This window comes from Bifidobacterium sp. LH_424 (genome assembly GCF_056356895.1).
This window is the reverse complement of the sequence record NZ_JBKEVC010000004.1, coordinates 58,951-75,579: the sequence shown is the minus strand read 5'-3', so window position 1 is coordinate 75,579 and position 16,629 is coordinate 58,951. Positions and strand designations below refer to the sequence as shown.

Sequence of the window (16,629 nt, the reverse complement as noted above, 5' to 3'; positions counted from 1 at the left end):
GTTGACTCACCCTCATAGTAGTCGCCATGGGCGGGATGCGTCACGAACGGTCGCCGGCCCTCCTCCGGGCCAGCGAATCCACGACGCCCACCGCCATGCCCACGGCCGCGGGGACGAGCCAGCCGAGTTGCTGCTCCTGCAACGGGAGGAGCCGAAGCGTGGCGTCCAGCCACGGCAGCGAGCCGCCGAAGACGACGGCGAGCGAGGCGACGCATGTGGCGACGGATGGGATGGCGACCAGCAGGATCGTCCACTGGTAGACGCGCGGGAAGCGCGCGCCGAGCGCGCGATGCGTCAGCGCGAGCAGCACGAGCACGATGGCGAGCGGGTAGAGGGCGGACAGCACCGGCACGGAGACCTTGATGATCGCGCTCAGACCCGCGTTCGACACGACGAAGCTGAACACGGTGAAGACCACCTGCCATGCGCGGTAGCTCACGCCATGCCCCGCGACGGAGCGGAACCGCGTGTGGAAGTAGGTGGCGCACGTGCAGATCAGGCCGGTGCACACGTTGAGACAGGCGATGACGAACACGACGCCGAGGAACGCGGTTCCGGCCGCGCCGAACACGGAGGAGGTGAGGTTGGTGAGCACGGTCGCGCCCGTGTCCGTCGTGGAGTCAATCGCCGTGATGCCTCCCGACACGACGCCCACGTAGCTCAGCGCGCCGTAGATGAGCACGAGCAGCACGCCGGTGCCGAGACCGGCGAACGCGGTCTCGCGGCGCACCTCGTTCTCGTCGTCGACGCTCTGGGCGCGGATGTTCGCCGAGATGACAATGCCGAAGTACAGGGCGGCGAGCAGATCCATCGTCTGATAGCCGTCGAGGAAGCCTCGGGCCATCTGGTTCATCGCGTAGTCGCCGCTCGGATGCGGTGCGACGCCGCCGTGGACGAGACAGGCGACGAACAGGATGACGATGAGCGCGAGCAGCAGCGGGCCCATGAAGCGTCCCAGCACCTTGGACAGGCGTTCGGGGTGCTGGGCGAAGAGGAACGCCAGCGCGAAGAACACGAACGAATAGGCGAGCTGCGCCATCCATTTGGAGGAGCCGGACGCGAACGGTGCCACCATCATCTCAAACGAGGTGGTCGCGGTGCGTGGGATCGCGAAGCACGGGCCGATGGTGAGGATGATCGCAAGTCCGAGGAAGAGGGAGAACCCGGGGGAGACGCGCGAGGCGAGCGCGTCGAAGCCGCCGGCGAAGGTGACGGCGATGACGCCGAGGATCGGCAGGCCGACCGCGGAGACGATGAACCCGACGCCGGCCGGCACGATGGCGGAGCCCGCCTGCGCGCCGACGAACGGCGGGAAGATGAGGTTGCCCGCCCCGAAGAACATCGAGAAGAACGTGAACGTCATCACCAGACGTTGCCTTGCGGTCAGATGCATGAGGGTGGGCCTCCTTCGCTCCGGTCGGTCCGTCTCCGGACGTCGTGTCGTGTCGTATCGTGCGGCGTCGGGCGGGCCGTTTCCATAGGGTGCGCCCGACGCGTCTTCCGAGTGCCCACCATATACGCAAAGGCTCCCGGCCATGCGGTCGGGAGCCTTGTGGTTCCAGCTATTCAGCCGTTATGTGGACGCGTGGGCGTCCGCACGATGCGCCTGTCTCAGCCGTTGACGCGGTCGATGCCGGACTGCACGTCGGCGAGGACCGAATCCCAGGACTTGATGAAGGCGGCGACGCCGTCGGCCTCGAGCTTGTCGGTGACGTCCTTGAGGTTGATGCCCAGCTCGGCCAGCTTGTTGATGATGGCGTGGGACTCCTCGTAGGTGCCCTCGATGGACGGGGCGCCGTTGCCGTGGTCGGCCAGCGCGTTCAGGGTCTTCTCCGGCATGGTGTTGACGATGTGCTTCGCGACGAGCTCATCGACGTACTTGCAGTCGGAGTAGGCCGGGTTCTTGGTGCCGGTGGAGGCCCAGAGCGGACGCTGGACCTTGGCGCCCTTGGCGGCCAGCTCGGCCCAGCGCGGATCGGAGGCGAACTTCTTCTCGAACAGCTCGTAGGCGAGGCGCGCGTTGGCGACGGCGGCCTTGCCCTCGAGAGCCTTGGCCTCATCGGAGCCGTTGGCTTCCAGCAGCTTGTCGACCGCGGTGTCCACGCGGGAGACGAAGAAGGAGGCGACGGAGCCGATGTGCTTGAGGTCGTGGCCGTTGGCGGCGGCCTGGGCGATGCCCTCGATGTAGGCGTCGATGACCTGCTCGTAGCGCTCGAGCGAGAAGATCAGGGTGACGTTGACGGAGATGCCCTTGGCCAGGGTGGCGGTGATGGCCGGCAGGCCCTCGAGGGTCGCCGGAATCTTGATCATCGCGTTCGGACGGTTGACCTTCTCCCACAGCTCGACGGCCTGCTTCTCGGTGGCCTCGGTCTCGTGGGCCAGACGCGGGTCGACCTCGATGGACACGCGGCCGTCGACGAAGTCGGTCTTCTCGGCGATCTCACGGAAGATGTCGGTGGCGTTGCGCACGTCGGTGGTGGTGAGCTCGCGCACGGCGGTCTCGACGTCGACCTTGCCGAGCTCCTTGAGCTGCGCGTCGTACGGGCCGACCTGGCTCAGGGCCTTCTGGAAGATGGACGGGTTGGTGGTGACGCCGACGACGTTCTTGTTGGCGATGAGGTCCTGCAGGGAGCCGGACTCGATGCGGGAGCGGGACAGGTCGTCCAGCCAGATGGAGACGCCGTTGTCGGACGTACGCTGAGTTGCTTCAGTCATTGTGTTCCTTCCTAACATTCCATGCCGCTTTCGCATGGAACAAATCTTGAATCTGATTGGGGGAGGGGTGCCGCCGCCCACGTCGTTCGTGGGCGGCGGCACCCGCCGGATCACTTGGCGGCTTCGACTTCCGCGATGGAGGCCTTGGCGGCCTCGACCACGTGCTCGGCGGTGATGCCGAGGTCGATGAGGTTCTGCGAGCCGGAGCCCTGCAGGCCGAACTGCTCGATGGAGACGGGCTTGCCGTAGGAGCCGAGGTACTTGTACCACGGCATCGCAACGCCGGCCTCGACGGAGACGCGGGCCTTGACGGCGGCCGGCAGCACGGCCTCCTTGTACTCGGCGTCCTGCTCCTCGAACCACTCGAGCGACGGGACGGAGACCACGCGGGCCTTGACGCCCTCGCCGGCCAGGGTCTTGGCGGCGGAGACGGCCAGCTGGACCTCGGAACCGGTGGCCAGCAGGATGACGTCCGGGGTGCCCTCGGTATCGACCAGGACGTAGGCGCCCTTGCGCACGCCGTCCTTGGCCTTGGCGGCGGTCTCGGCGAGCACCGGCAGACCCTGGCGGGACAGCACCATGGCGGTCGGCAGCGTGTTCTTCTTCTCGAAGAAGTAGCGGTAGGCCTCGGCGGTCTCGAAGGCGTCGGCCGGGCGGACGACCTCGAGCTGCGGCATGGCGCGGAAGGAGGCCAGGTGCTCGATCGGCTGGTGGGTCGGGCCATCCTCGCCGACGGCGACGGAATCGTGCGTCCAGACGTACAGGTTCGGGATCTCCATCAGCGCGGCCAGACGGACGGCGGAGCGCTCGTAGTCGGAGAACATGAAGAACGTGCCGCCGAACGGACGGGTGTGGGAGCCGAGCAGGATGCCGTTGGTGATGCAGCCCATGGCGAACTCGCGCACGCCGAAGTGCAGCTGGCGGCCGAACTCGTTGCAGACCGGCCACTGCTTGGTGGCGCACTCCTCGGGCGCGAAGGTGGCGGCGCCCTTGAGATCGGTCTTGTTGGAGCCGCCGAGGTCGGCGGAGCCGCCCCACAGTTCCGGCATGACGGCCGCGATAGCGTTGAGGACGGAGCCCGAGGCGCCACGGGTGGCGACGGACTTGCCGACCTCGAAGGTGGCCTCGAGGTCGTCGATGGCCTTGTCGAAGCCCTCCGGCAGCTCGCCGGCCTTCAGACGGTCGTACAGGGCGGCCTTGTCCGGGTTGGCCTTGCGCCAGGCGTCGAACTTCTCGTCCCACTCCTTGTGGGCCTCGAGGCCGCGCTCGGCGACCTTGCGGGCGTGGGCGAGCGCCTCCTCGTCGACGTGGAAGCTCTCCTCCGGATCGTAGCCGAGCAGCTTCTTGAGGCCGGCGACGGCCTCGGCGCCCAGCTTGGAGCCGTGGGAGGACGGATCGTTGGTCTTGCCCGGGGTCGGCCAGGCGATCAGGGAGTGGACCTTGATGAGCTTCGGCTGGTCCGGGGCGGCGGCCTCGGCCTTGGCGATGACGTCGGCCAGGCCCTCGACGTCCTCCTTGTAGGAGCCGTCGGGCTGGATGAAGCTGAACTCGTCGGTGTACCAGCCGTAGGACTGGAAGCGCTTGAGCACGTCCTCGGCGAGCACCAGGTTGGTGTCGCCTTCGATCTGGATGCGGTTGGCGTCGAAGATCACGGTCAGGTTGCCGAGCTTCTGGTTGGCGGCCAGGGCGGCGGCCTCGCCGGAGATGCCCTCCTCGATGTCGCCTTCGCCGCAGATGGCCCAGATCTTGTGGTAGAACGGGGACTCTTCCTTCGGGGTGTTCGGGTCGAGCAGGCCGCGCTGGAAGCGCTCGCCGTACGCGAAGCCGATGGCGGAAGCGAAGCCCTGGCCCAGCGGGCCGGTGGTCATCTCGATGCCCGGGGTCAGGCCGTACTCGGGGTGGCCCGGGGTGCGGGTGTCGGCGCCGCCGCGGAAGTGCTTGAGGTCGTCCAGGGTCACGCCGTAGCCGGAGAAGTACAGCTGGACGTACTGGGTGAGGGAGGCGTGGCCGCCGGAAAGAATGAAGCGGTCGCGACCCTCCCAGTTGGGATCGTTCGGATCATGCTTGATGAAGTGCTGGTACAGGGTGTAGGCGACGGGCGCCAGGGAAACGGGGGAACCGGGGTGGCCGGAACCGGCGTTCTCAACCGCGTCGGCCGACAGGACCTTGGCCATCTTGATGGCGCGCTCGTCCAGCTCGGTCTCCTTGAATTCGGTCATGGATGTCTTTCCTTCCGCTTGGTCGGGCCGCGTATCCGGCTTGTGCCGGGCGCTGTCGCCCTCACATTGCGTTACCCATGCTACCTTCATTTCGCGACGTAGCGTTGTGATTTTGGCGTGTTTTGGTAACTTCTGTTCTGTTAGCGTTCACAATATGTGTCGCTACGCTGGCGACGAACGGATTAGCAGTCGAAACGGGGGAGTGCTAATACAATGGAATACCGCGATGACGCGTGCGGAGAGCCGTTCCCGGCGCCTCCCGAGGCGATCGGAGGGCCCGCCGAGGCCCCGCATGCGCGTGTCGCGCCGTGTCCTCGGCTGCTGCATGAAGCGCCGCGGAACACGACATGAATGATGGATGAAATGTGCCCGCCGGGTACGTAACGAAGGAGGCGTGCATGCCGCAGACGAGACGCATGGTGGTCCTGCGCGCCGTCGTCGAGGACTATATCCGCTCCCAGGAGCCGGTCGGTTCGGCCTCGCTCACCAGACAGCACGATCTGGGGGTCAGCTCCGCCACCGTGCGCAACGATATGGCCGCGCTCGAGGAGGAGGGCTACCTCATCCAGCCGCATACGTCGGCCGGGCGCGTGCCCACGGAGAAGGGCTACCGCTATTTCGTGGACCGTCTCGCCACCGTCGTGCCCCTGTCCGGCGCGCAGCGCCGCGGCATCGACAGCTTCCTGTCCGGCTCGGCGAGCCTGCAGGACACGCTGCAGCGCGCCGCGCGGCTGCTCGCGCGCATCACCGGCCAGGTGGCCGTCGTCGCCTCGCCGTCGCTCGCGCGCTCCATGCTGCGCCACGTGGAGCTGGTGCCCGTCGCGACCGCTACGTTGCTCGCCGTCGTCATCACCGACACCGGGCGTGTCGCGCAACACACGATAGCCGTGCCCGACATGCCGTCGTCCGAACTGCTCGGGCTGTTCACCGACACCGTCAACGCCGAATGCGGCGGGATGTCGCTCGCACAGGCGGCGCAGCGAATCCGCGCGCTCGGCGCCGACCGGCGCTTCCACACCGTCGCCGCGCTCGCCGGTCAGCTCGCGCAGGCGTTCGCGGTCATGCACGACGACGAGTGCGGCAGCGAACTGTACATGTCCGGCGCGTCCAGTCTCGCCCACCAGCAGCGCACCATGGCCGATCTCGCGCCCCTGTTCGACGCTCTGGAGGAACAGGTCGTGCTGATGCGGCTGATGAGCGCGTTGAGCGAGGAGACGGCGCGCGGCGACGGCGTCGGCGTGGCCATCGGATCCGAAACGCACACGCCGGGCCTGCTCCACGCCGCCGTCGTCACCAGCGGCTACGGCAGGACCGAGACGGGCGACGACGCGTCGACGGACGCTGCCGGCCCCGACGGCGACGGCGGGATGCGGACGACGGAGGACGGCGGCGTCCCGCGCCTGACGGCCGCCGTCCACGGACCCGGCGGCGAGCCGGTCGCCTTCGTCGGATCCATCGGTCCCACCCACATGGACTACGCGAACACCATCGCCGCCGTGCGGGCCGTCGCGAGGTACCTGACCGCGTTCCTCGCCAACGGCGAACCCTCGCGTCCCGATCCGCCTCCGGACGCCGGACAGGGGGTTTCGCCGGCCGCCGACGACCGGTCGCGCTGACCCCTCCTTATGGCACAATAACCCGCTAGCAACACAAGATACAGGCATAAAGGAACGAACGAACCGTGGCAGACTACTACGAGGTGCTGGGCGTCGAGCGCGGCGCGAGCGACGACGAGATCAAGAAGGCGTACCGCCGGATGAGCCGCAAATACCATCCCGACATCGCCGGCCCCGAATTCGAGGACAAGTTCAAGGAGGTCAACAACGCCTACGAGGTGCTGAGCGACCCCGACAAGCGCCGCATGTACGACTCCGGCATCGACCCGAACGACCCGAACTCCTCCGCGGGGTTCGGCGCCGGCGGCTTCGGCGGCATGGGGGACATGGGCGACGTGTTCAGCACGTTCTTCGGCGGCGCGTTCGGCGGCGGCTCGCAGGGGCCCACCCCGCGCACCCAGCCCGGCCGCGACGCGCTCGCCAGCATGACCATCGACCTGAAGACCGCCGTGTTCGGCGGCACCGAGCAGGTGCGCATCACCACGTTCGGCCTGTGCCCCGACTGTTCGGGCTCCGGGTCCGCCGACGGCTCGAAGCCGGTCCCCTGCCCCGATTGCCACGGCAGCGGCCACCGCCAGAAGGTCGTGCGCACGATGCTCGGCCAGATGATGACCTCCGCGCCGTGCGAGCGCTGCGAGGGCCACGGCGACGTGATCTCCAAGCCGTGCTCCTCGTGCATGGGCCACGGCCGTGTCCGCGTCACCCGCAACGTGGGCGTCAAGGTGCCCGCCGGTATCGGCGACGATTCGCGCATCCGCCTCGCCGGACAGGGCGAGGTCGGCGAGGGCGGCGGCCCGGCCGGCGACCTGTACGTGGACATCCGCATCCGTTCGAACAAGCAGTTCACCCGCGACGGCGACGACCTGCACTGCTGGGTGCGCGTGCCGATGAGCTGGGCCGTGCTCGGCCACGAGCTCACCATCGACACGTTCGACGGCGAGCAGACCGTGACCGTCCCGGCCGGCTGCCAGCCCGAGGACACCGTCACACTGAAGGGCCTCGGCGTGACCCGCATGCGCGAGCAGGGGGAGCGCGGCGATCTCATCGCGCATATCGCCGTTGAGATCCCCACCAAGCTCAACGACGAGGAGCGCTCCCTCATCGAGCGGTTCGCCTCCTCGCACGACGGCGACGCCACCCACGTGGCGCAGAGCTCCCGTCCCTCCACCGGCGGCCAGTCCGGCAGGAAGGGCTTCTTCAGCAAATTGAAGGACGCGTTGGGCTGAAGAGCGCTTCGACGGCTACGGCGGCTGTTCCGCCGCCGGTAGTCCGTCCCGGCCGTGCCCTACGACGAAGGCCCCGTTGCGTGGTTCATTCCCATGAACCACGCAACGGGGCCTTCGTCATGCCATCCGTCCGCCGCGTGAATCGGCGGAGGCGAGGTCAGCCGGCCACGGACGGGTCGATGGCCGGCAGGACGCCGGCGATGAGCAGGACAGCCACCACCACGGCCAGGCCGATGCGGTAGATGGCGAACGCCTTGTAGGAGAAGGTGCTCACGAACTTCAGGAAGCCGATGATCACGATGTAGCCGACGAAGAACGCGACGATCGTGGCCGCGATGGTCGGGCCCCAGCCCGGCCAGGCGGCGCCGCCGATCGCGGCGCAGGCGTCCGCGGCCTTCGTGGCCTCGCAGGCGCTGACGTCCTTCACCGCGGAGACGGCCTCCAGGATGCCCGCGCCGAACACGGCGGGGATCGCCATGAGGAAGCTCACGCGCACGGCGGCCTCGCGGGTGTAGCCCATGGCGCGGCCGAACGTGATGGTGCCACCGGAGCGGGAGACGCCCGGGATGAGCGCCAGCATCTGGCCGACGCCGAAGATCAGCGCGTCCTTGGCGGTCATCTGGTTCATCGTCTTGACCTGCTTGGCGCGGCTGTCGAAGATCCACAGCAGTACGCCGAACACGGCAAGCACGGTGACGGTGATCCACAGGTTGCGCAGCGTCGTCTCGATCACATTCTTGAACAGCAGGCCCGCGATGAGGATCGGCATCGTGCCGATGATGATGAACCAGCCCATCTGCGTGTCCGGGTTCTTCGCGCCCAGACGGGACTTCCAGTCCTTGCCCTCACGGCCGAACAGCGAGCCGAACCACGCGCCGAGGATGCGGATGATGTCCTTGCGGTAGTACAGGATCACGGCGAGCTCCGTGCCCAGCTGGATGATGGCTGTGAACGCGGCGCCCGGATCGGAGCCGATCATCAGGTCGCCGATGATGCGGATATGCGCGCTGGAGGACACCGGCAGGTATTCGGTCAGCGCCTGGACGAGACCGAGGAAAATCGCTTGGAAGAAATTCATAAACCCCTCTAACCTCTAGAACTCGGGTATTGCGATGTTCGTCAATTGCGAAGACCACTGTACTCATAGGGGTCTAAGACCGCACTCATGCATGGCGCATCGCGGATGATGTCTTGCACAATGCACACAATGAGGCCACAATTGGGCGAGGACCAGGGCCGCGGGCCCGTCAACGAAGGAGCGAATTCATGGATACGTACCGCAAGAGCAGGGGATACGCCCCGAAGGGGTTCTTCGAATGCGAGGGGAGGGGCCTCGAATGGCTCGGCGAGGCGATGCCGCAGGGAGGCCCCCGCGTCGTGCAGGTGATCGGCTGGGGCGACGACCATCTCGACATCGAGAAGGTCCATTCCGCGATGCCCACCGTCAAGGCGGCGCATGACTTCGGCGCGGCGCTCGCACGCATGCATGACGCGGGCGCCCCGCATTTCGGCTCCGCGCCGGCCGGGTACGACGGCACCTGTTATTTCGGCCCGCTGCAGGACCCGGTGCCGATGGACACCGGCAAATGGGACGATCCGGTCTCCTACTATGCGGAAGGCCGTCTCCGCCCGATGGTGGAGCTCGGCATCCGCCGCGGCGAACTCGACGAATCGGATATGGCGCTCACCGAACAGGTCATCGACGCGATGCCCGACCTGCTCGGCCGCGCCGCCTCGGACAAGCCGGCGCGTGTGCACGGCGACCTGTGGAGCGGCAACGTGATGTGGACCGCCGATCGCGGCTACAGCGAGGCGGTGCTCATCGACCCGGCGGCGCACGGCGGCCACCGCGAGGAGGACCTCGCCATGCTCGGACTGTTCGGCATGACCTATCTGCGTGACATCCTCGACGGCTATCAGGGCGTCCATCCGCTCAAGGCCGGCTGGCAGGAGCGTATGACCCTGTGGCGTCTGTACCCGATCGCCGGCCACTGCGTGTTTTTCGGCGGCGGCTACGTGGGCGAATACCGCTCCATGTGCCGTTCCCTGCTGGGGTGAACGCGGCTGAACGCGGGTCGGACGGCGGCGTTCCTGTCGGTCGGACGCCGCCGGTCACAGGTTCCTGAGGAAATCCTCCGTCTCCCTCACGAGCCGTTCCGCCTGACCGGGGTTCTCGGAGGCGGCCGCGCGCGCCGCCTCCGCGCGGTCCCATTGCCTTTCGAGATGGTGCACGTAGTCGGCCAGCTGGTCGCTGCATCTGAGCAGCATCGAGGCCTTCGCCTTCCACTCGTCCGCCCGCGACGGCAGATCGCCCTCGTCGAGGTCGCAGCCGAGCTCCTCGCCGAGGCGGCGCAACAGGGCGAGCGTGGCGGGCGCGCAATCGTCGTTGCCGGTGTACTGGGGGACGGACACCCACATCGACGTGGTGTCGAACGACTGCTCCCGGGCCATGTCGTCCAATACGGTGGGGATGCCGACGGGGCCGCTGTACCCGCCCTCGCCGTCGTTCGCACCGCAGTCGCAGCTGCTGCCGCATCCGTCGAGGTCGTGGGAGACGTCGATCGGAAGGGGACGGGTGTGGGGGCAGTCGGCGTACATCGAGCCGAGCGTGACGATGCGGTCGACGTCGAACTCGTCGGCGATATGCAGGCTCTGCCGGCAGTACTCGCGCCAACGGTAGTTCGGTTCCGGCGCGATCTGGGCGTAGATGCGGCGGTCGGGGGAGAGCGCGATCTCGTAGAACGTGGTCTGGGGCCAGATGATGCGCGGCCGTCCGGTGACCCGGCACAGCATCGGTCTGGACACCTGGTAGTCGTAATAGCCGTCGCAGCTGATGTGGCGTATCTCGCGCGCCTCGTAGCGGCCCAGCAGATGCCGGATGACGTTGGTCGCCGCCTGGCATGCGTCGTTCCACCCTTCGAAGGCGGCGAGCATGACGCTCTGCCGCGGATCCCGTTCCTCGCTCATGCCTTCCACAATAGCGGTGGCCGATGCCGCCCGAACGCGTATTCGCCCGCTGTTCGCCATGGGCGTGCAGGGGCGGAATCCCGCCGTTCTCCGGTGCTCGACGCCGAACCGGAGGCGGGTGCGGCGCAACCGCGACACGCCGTGTTTGCAATTCGCCCGCGGATGGATATAGTAGTGACTCGTGCTTCGGCGGGGAGAAATCCCCAAGGCCAAATGCGGACATAGCTTAGTTGGTAAAGCGCAACCTTGCCAAGGTTGAGACCGCGGGTTCGAGTCCCGTTGTCCGCTCTAAGGTCCGATGAGTTGACGACCTTACGGTGGGTTAGCCAAGCGGTTAGGCAGCGGCCTGCAAAGCCGTATAGACGAGTTCGACTCTCGTACCCACCTCTCAGCGAACCGAAGCGATTCGGTCGACTGCTGGATGCAGGCCCGGGCGGTTGGCGCAGAGGTAGCGCACTTCCCTGACACGGAAGGGGTCACAAGTTCGAATCTTGTATCGCCCACCATGCCGAAGTGATTCGGCCTGATAACTGAATACCGAAGCGATTCGGGCGATTGGCGCAGCGGCTAGCGCACTTCGTTCACACCGAAGGGGTCGTAGGTTCGATTCCTACATCGCCCACTGAATCCCGCTTCTCACGGCGGGATTCTATGCGGACATAGCTTAGTTGGTAAAGCGCAACCTTGCCAAGGTTGAGACCGCGGGTTCGAGTCCCGTTGTCCGCTCCATCCCGGACCCCGCCATCGTGCGGGGTTCTTTCGTATTCCGGGCATGCGTATTCCGGACATCTCCTGCATCTCCTCCCCGGCCGCCCGTATCCGGCACCCACGGTCCGCGGGCGATTGTGAAGATTTCCGGGGGCTCTATCCACATTCCCCGTACGGCTGGACCCGGACCCGTCCGCCGCGTCATCGTTGGTGATGACGGATATCCGGCATCGGCCGGATGACGATGCCGATGATGAGGAGCCGACATGGACGGGCGATGGCGACAGAATGACGGAGCACGACGCGCCGTACGGCGCAGACGCGCGGTGATGGCCAGGAGACGACGACGCCTCGCCGAACGCCGCCGGGAGATCCGGATGCGGCTCATCGCGGTGGCCGCCATCGCCATCGTGACGTTCCTGCCCGCCGCCGACGCGGTCCGCCGGGACGCCGTCGCGGTCGGGCGTCCGACGGACCGGACCATATCCGGGACCGGCGTCATGACGGCATGGTGCGCGACCGGCATGGAGACCGTATCCACGATGGCGGAACCGTCCGGAACCGTCCGGAACCGGAACGTCGCGCTGGCGCAGGGGATCGGAGCCGATGCGGACGGGAAATGCCGCCGGACGCTGTCATGGCCATTGCGCCGCGCCGAGCGTTTGCAGGCGTTCGACGCCCCCGATCGGCCATGGCTGCCCGGCCATCGCGGCATCGATCTCGCGGCCGCGGAACACGACGAACTGCTTGCGCCCGCCGACGGCGTCGTCTCGTTCGCCGGAACGGTGGCGGGCAAACAGGTGGTGAGCGTCCGGCACGACGGACTGACGCTCACCTTCGAACCGGCCGTCACGGACCTGCCCGTCGGGGCGCGGACCATCCGCGACGAGCCGTTCGGCGAGGTGGGCGCGCGCTCGGACCATTGCGACGGGGCCTGCCTGCACTGGGGCGTCAGACGCGGCGAGGACTACCTCGATCCCGAGACGCTGGCCGGGCCCAGGCGCATCGCGCTCAAACCGGTGGAATGACCGTCGCACCGTACGGACGCACGGTACAATCGGTGACGACACAGCCAAGGAGGTCACGGAGACGATGATCACGGAATACTTGCGGCCGCTGGAACAGCCGATCGACACCGACAGGAACCTGTTCTCGATACTGGAGGAGCGCGCCGCGCGTACCCCGGACCGGTCCCTCATCGAATACAAGGAACCCGGCACGGGGGAGTGGAGGTCGTTCACCGCCGTCGAATTCCGCGACAAGGTCATCGCGCTCGCCAAAGGCCTCATCGCGCGCGGCGTCATGCCCGGCGACGCGGTGTCCGTGATCTCGAAGACCCGTTGGGAGTGGACGGCGCTCGACATGGCCATCATGTCGATCGGCGCGCTCACCGTACCCGTCTACGAGACGAACTCGCCGGCGCAGGTGAGCATGATCTTCAACGATTCCAACGTGCGCATGGCGTTCGCCGAGAACGACATGCAGCGCGACAAGGTCGAGTCCGTGCGCTCCCGGTGCCCGGACCTCGGCGACGTGTACGTCATCGACTTCGGTGCGCTCGACACGCTCGAGGAGTACGGCAAGGGCGTCACCGACGCGGAGTTCCGCGAACGCGAACAGGCCGTCCGCGGCGACGACCTCGCCACCATCGTCTACACGTCCGGCTCCACGGGTACGCCGAAGGGCGTCGAGCTGAGCCACGGCAACTTCATCTTCATCACCTATTCGGGCGTGAGGTCGATGCCGGCCATCGCCATGCCCGAATACGCGCGGCTATGGCTGTTCCTGCCGCTCGCGCACGTGTTCGCACGCTACATGCAGTTCTTCTGCTTCGCCGGCAACGTCACGCTCGGCCTGTCCGGGAACCTGAGGACGATCCTCGCCGATTTCGCCGCGTTCAAGCCGACGTTCATCCTCGCCGTGCCCCGCATCTTCGAGAAGATCTACAACGCGGCCTCGCAGAAGGCCGGCGCCGGTCTCAAGGGACGCGTCTTCGCGGGCGCGGCCGCCACGGCGCGCGCCTGGTCGGAGGCGCAGCAGTCCGGCGGACCGATCCCGTTCGCGCTGAACCTCAGGCATGCGTTCTACGCGAGGCTCGTCTACCGGTCGATCCTCGACGTGTTCGGCGGGCATGTCGAATACGCGGTCTCGGGAGGCGCCCCGCTCGACAGGTCCATCGCCCACTTCTTCAACGGCATCGGCCTGCCGCTGCTCGAGGGCTACGGCATGACGGAGACATGCGCGCCCGCCACCGTGAATCCGACCGCCGGATACCGGATCGGCACGATCGGCCTGCCCATGCAGGGCACGGCGGTCGGCATCGCCGACGACGGCGAACTGTGCATCAAGAGCCCCGCCGTATGCGTCGGCTACCACAACCACCCCGAGACCACCAAGGAGCAGATCCGCGACGGCTGGCTGCACACCGGCGACCTCGGCTCGCTCGACGAGGACGGCTTCGTGACCGTGACCGGCCGCAAGAAGGACCTCATCATCACGGCGGGCGGCAAGAACGTCTCGCCGGGCGAACTGGAGGCGTCGGTGATGACCTCGCCGGTCGTCAACCAGTGCGTCGTCGTAGGCGACCGCAAGCCGTTCGTCGCCGCCATCGTCGCGCTCGACCTGGCGGAGACGAACACGTGGCTCCAGGCGCAGGGCGCGAAGCCGTGCGCCGACCTGGCCGAGGCCGCGTGCAACCCGATCGTGCGCGCCGAGGTGGAACGCGCCGTCAACCAGGCCGACGAGCTCGTCTCCCGCGCCGAATCCATCCGCAAGTTCGAGATCGTCCCCGACGACTTCACCGAGGAGAACGGGCTCGTCACCGCGTCGATGAAGGCGCGCCGCGAGGCCATCACCAAGCGGTACCGCGACCTCATCGACAATGTGATCTACGCGGGCAAGAAGTGACGGCCGCGTCGTAAGGCCGCCGCCGCATATGGAAGGGCCCGTGACGGAACCTGCGATTCGGTTCCGTCACGGGCCCCTCCATATATCTCCCTGCATGCTCCCTGCACGCGGACGGGGAGACGCGCCTCACTGGCGCGGCGCGGTCCTCTTCGTGTACATCTGCGTGGCGAGCAGCGTCGCGTAGCGCTTGATGACCTTCGGACGGATGACCTTCATCGACGCGGTCATCAGGCCGTTCTCCTGCGTGAACTCCTCGGGCAGGATGATGAACTTGCGCACCGACTCGGCGCGGGAGACGCCCTCGTTGGCCTGATCGACCCACTTCTGCACCTCGGCGCGCACGGCGGCGTTGTTCGCGGCCTCCTCCATGGACATGTTCTCGTCCAGACCCTTCGCCTCCAGCCACGGGCGCAGCGACTCCTCGTCCAGCGTGATGAGCGCGGAGATGAACGGGCGCTTGTCGCCGAGCACCAGGGCCTGCGAGACGATCTCGCAACGCTGGATGACCTCCTCGATCGGGCCGGGCGCCACGTTCTTGCCGCCGGCCGTGATGATGAGGTCCTTCTTGCGGCCGGTGATGTAGAGGAATCCGTCGTTGTCGATGCGGCCCAGATCGCCGGTCGCATACCAGCCGTCCTCGGTGAAGGAGGTCTCGGTGGCCTCCTCGTTCTTGTGGTAGCGGGGGAACACGGCGCGGCCCTTGACCTGGATCTCGCCGTCCTCGGCGATGCGCAGCGAGAAGCCGGGGAACGCGATGCCGACCGAACCGGCGTGGAACGGGACGCCCAGCACGTTGAACGCGCACGGCGCGGTCGTCTCGGTCAGGCCGTAGCCCTCGTACACGGGCACGCCGGCGCCGCGGAAGAACGCCATCAGCTCCGGGTCGAGCGGGGCGCCGCCGGCGACGATCCACTTGGCGCGGCCGCCCAGCACCTCGCGCAGCGACTTGTAGACCACCGGGTCGAACGCGGCGCGCTTGGTGCGCGTCAACGCGCCCGCATGGCCCTTCTCGGAGACCTCCTTCATGTAGTCCTGCGCGGCGACGACCGCGGAGGCGAACACCATGCCCTTAGCGCCGTGACCGGCCTTCTGGGAGGCGGCGTTGTACACCTTCTCCAGCACGCGGGGCACGACGATCATGATGGACGGCTTGGCGACCTGCAGGTCGGAGATCAGCGTCCTGATGCCGGTCGCGATGTAGATGTGGACGTTCGAGGCGACGACGATGTAGTTGATGGCGCGCGCGAACGAATGCGCCTGCGGCAGGAACAGCAGAATCGTGTTCTTCTTGTCATGCAGCAGGTCCGGCATGTAGTCGGGCAGGTTCAGCGCCGTCTGGCAGTAGTGCTCGTGCGTCATCTCGACGCCCTTCGGCGCGGCGGTGGACCCGGACGTGTAGACGATCGAGCACAGGTCGGTCTTCTGCACCGAGTCGATGCGCTCGTCCAGCTCCTCGTCGGACACGGACTTGCCGTACGCCTTGATCTCGTCCAGACCGCCGGTCTCGATGCACACGATGTGCTCCAACGACGGGCATTCCTCGACGGCGCCGTCGGCCTTGTCGCGCATGGCGGTGTCCTGCACGATGAGCAGACGGGCGTCGGAGTTGTTGACGATGTTGCGGATCTGCTCGGCGGAATCCGTGTCGTAGATGGTGGCCAGCACGCCGCCGCAGGCCATGACGGCCGCATCGGTCAGATCCCATTCATAGGAGGTGCGGCACATGAACGCCACGCCGTCGCCCTTCTTCAGACCGTAGTGCAGCAGTCCCTTGGCGATCTCGCGGACCTCGGCGAGGAACTCGTTCGCGGTCTTCGTGACCCACTCGCCGTCCTCCTTGTACGTGTACAGCGGTTCGTCGCCCATGCGCTCGGCGCGGTCGGCGTAGATGTCGTAGATCGACATGCCCATGTCCAGCGGAGGATTGCCCTGCGTGGTGGTGGTCAGCAGCCCCGAAGCCGGGTCGATTTCGGTGACCGTCGGACGGTCCGGCCCCCACACGTCGGTGTGGGGCAGCTCGATGGACTCCTCGCGGGCGATGTCCTCGCCGGCGTAGTCGGGTTCGTTGCCGGCGTCGTCGCCGACCGGATGCACGAAGTCGGTGCCAAGACGCAACGCCTTGCGCGTGATGTTCGTGGTTTGCTGCTTCAACGTGGAAAAAACGGACACGTGCTGCTCCTTGACCCAATTCCTTGTCTGGTCCTGTCTCAGAACAGCCAGTTTAGCGCCCGGAACGCGACACGTCACCTTACGGTGGCGTAGGAAACGCAG

General features: G+C 67.1%; 11 protein-coding genes and 5 tRNA genes. 10 read left to right on the top strand and 6 right to left on the bottom strand.

Features of this window, described 5'->3' with window-relative positions; all coding sequences use genetic code 11:
* Positions 1-40: 40 nt before the first annotated feature.
* From brnQ to tkt, 3 genes are all read right to left on the bottom strand, one after another.
* Positions 41-1,393 (bottom strand): branched-chain amino acid transport system II carrier protein, encoded by a 1,353-nt coding sequence (gene brnQ / locus AC1AYP_RS05290; RefSeq protein ID WP_476544895.1) that lies wholly within the window; start codon positions 1,391-1,393, stop codon positions 41-43.
* Between the two features lie 218 nt (positions 1,394-1,611).
* Positions 1,612-2,715: a transaldolase gene (gene tal / locus AC1AYP_RS05285; RefSeq protein WP_476502377.1), complete on the bottom strand. Its 1,104-nt coding sequence runs from the start codon at positions 2,713-2,715 to the stop codon at positions 1,612-1,614.
* Between the two features lie 110 nt (positions 2,716-2,825).
* Positions 2,826-4,934: a transketolase gene (gene tkt, locus AC1AYP_RS05280; RefSeq protein WP_476502378.1), complete on the bottom strand. Its 2,109-nt coding sequence runs from the start codon at positions 4,932-4,934 to the stop codon at positions 2,826-2,828.
* A 398-nt stretch (positions 4,935-5,332) separates the two neighbouring features.
* Here tkt and hrcA point away from each other — a divergent pair, with 398 nt between their 5' ends.
* Together hrcA and dnaJ are read left to right on the top strand one after the other, a co-directional pair.
* Complete coding sequence (hrcA, locus tag AC1AYP_RS05275; RefSeq protein ID WP_476544894.1) at positions 5,333-6,550, top strand: heat-inducible transcriptional repressor HrcA; 1,218 nt, start codon at positions 5,333-5,335, stop codon at positions 6,548-6,550.
* A gap of 65 nt (positions 6,551-6,615) precedes the next feature.
* Positions 6,616-7,776 (top strand): molecular chaperone DnaJ, encoded by a 1,161-nt coding sequence (dnaJ, locus tag AC1AYP_RS05270; RefSeq protein ID WP_476544893.1) that lies wholly within the window; start codon positions 6,616-6,618, stop codon positions 7,774-7,776.
* Positions 7,777-7,933: 157 nt separating this feature from the next.
* On the opposite strand, the gene AC1AYP_RS05265 is transcribed toward dnaJ, so the two are convergent.
* A complete protein-coding gene (locus tag AC1AYP_RS05265; RefSeq protein ID WP_476544892.1) occupies positions 7,934-8,854 on the bottom strand; it encodes an undecaprenyl-diphosphate phosphatase in 921 nt (306 codons plus the stop codon).
* A gap of 188 nt (positions 8,855-9,042) precedes the next feature.
* On the opposite strand from AC1AYP_RS05265, the gene AC1AYP_RS05260 reads away from it, so the two are divergent.
* Positions 9,043-9,834, top strand: coding sequence for a fructosamine kinase family protein (locus AC1AYP_RS05260; RefSeq protein WP_476544891.1), 792 nt, complete (start codon positions 9,043-9,045; stop codon positions 9,832-9,834).
* Between the two features lie 54 nt (positions 9,835-9,888).
* Here the strand turns inward: AC1AYP_RS05260 and AC1AYP_RS05255 are convergent, their stop codons facing one another.
* Positions 9,889-10,743, bottom strand: coding sequence for a PAC2 family protein (locus AC1AYP_RS05255; RefSeq protein WP_476502383.1), 855 nt, complete (start codon positions 10,741-10,743; stop codon positions 9,889-9,891).
* A 215-nt stretch (positions 10,744-10,958) separates the two neighbouring features.
* On the opposite strand from AC1AYP_RS05255, the gene AC1AYP_RS05250 reads away from it, so the two are divergent.
* The 7 genes from AC1AYP_RS05250 to AC1AYP_RS05220 all read left to right on the top strand — a co-directional run bounded on the left by AC1AYP_RS05250 (position 10,959) and on the right by AC1AYP_RS05220 (position 14,358).
* A tRNA-Gly gene (locus AC1AYP_RS05250) sits at positions 10,959-11,031 on the top strand.
* A gap of 28 nt (positions 11,032-11,059) precedes the next feature.
* Positions 11,060-11,130: transfer RNA gene (locus AC1AYP_RS05245), tRNA-Cys, on the top strand.
* Between the two features lie 44 nt (positions 11,131-11,174).
* Positions 11,175-11,249, top strand: a tRNA-Val gene (locus AC1AYP_RS05240).
* A 43-nt stretch (positions 11,250-11,292) separates the two neighbouring features.
* Positions 11,293-11,365 (top strand) — tRNA-Val (locus AC1AYP_RS05235).
* Positions 11,366-11,396: 31 nt separating this feature from the next.
* Positions 11,397-11,472 (top strand) — tRNA-Gly (locus tag AC1AYP_RS05230).
* A gap of 623 nt (positions 11,473-12,095) precedes the next feature.
* Positions 12,096-12,479, top strand: coding sequence for a M23 family metallopeptidase (locus AC1AYP_RS05225; RefSeq protein ID WP_476544889.1), 384 nt, complete (start codon positions 12,096-12,098; stop codon positions 12,477-12,479).
* A gap of 64 nt (positions 12,480-12,543) precedes the next feature.
* A complete protein-coding gene (locus AC1AYP_RS05220; protein WP_476544888.1) occupies positions 12,544-14,358 on the top strand; it encodes an AMP-dependent synthetase/ligase in 1,815 nt (604 codons plus the stop codon).
* Between the two features lie 126 nt (positions 14,359-14,484).
* Here the strand turns inward: AC1AYP_RS05220 and AC1AYP_RS05215 are convergent, their stop codons facing one another.
* Complete coding sequence (locus AC1AYP_RS05215) at positions 14,485-16,527, bottom strand: AMP-dependent synthetase/ligase (RefSeq protein WP_476532942.1); 2,043 nt, start codon at positions 16,525-16,527, stop codon at positions 14,485-14,487.
* Between the last annotated feature and the right edge of the window lie 102 nt (positions 16,528-16,629).

Excerpts from the sequence above, each read along its gene's own strand:
- brnQ (WP_476544895.1), bottom strand. The coding sequence starts at position 1,393 with ATGCATCTGACCGCAAGGCAACGTCTGGTGATGACGTTCACGTTCTTC.
- tal (WP_476502377.1), bottom strand. The coding sequence starts at position 2,715 with ATGACTGAAGCAACTCAGCGTACGTCCGACAACGGCGTCTCCATCTGG.
- tkt (WP_476502378.1), bottom strand. The coding sequence starts at position 4,934 with ATGACCGAATTCAAGGAGACCGAGCTGGACGAGCGCGCCATCAAGATG.
- hrcA (WP_476544894.1), top strand. The coding sequence starts at position 5,333 with ATGCCGCAGACGAGACGCATGGTGGTCCTGCGCGCCGTCGTCGAGGAC.
- AC1AYP_RS05265 (WP_476544892.1), bottom strand. The coding sequence starts at position 8,854 with ATGAATTTCTTCCAAGCGATTTTCCTCGGTCTCGTCCAGGCGCTGACC.
- AC1AYP_RS05260 (WP_476544891.1), top strand. The coding sequence starts at position 9,043 with ATGGATACGTACCGCAAGAGCAGGGGATACGCCCCGAAGGGGTTCTTC.
- AC1AYP_RS05255 (WP_476502383.1), bottom strand. The coding sequence starts at position 10,743 with ATGAGCGAGGAACGGGATCCGCGGCAGAGCGTCATGCTCGCCGCCTTC.
- AC1AYP_RS05220 (WP_476544888.1), top strand. The coding sequence starts at position 12,544 with ATGATCACGGAATACTTGCGGCCGCTGGAACAGCCGATCGACACCGAC.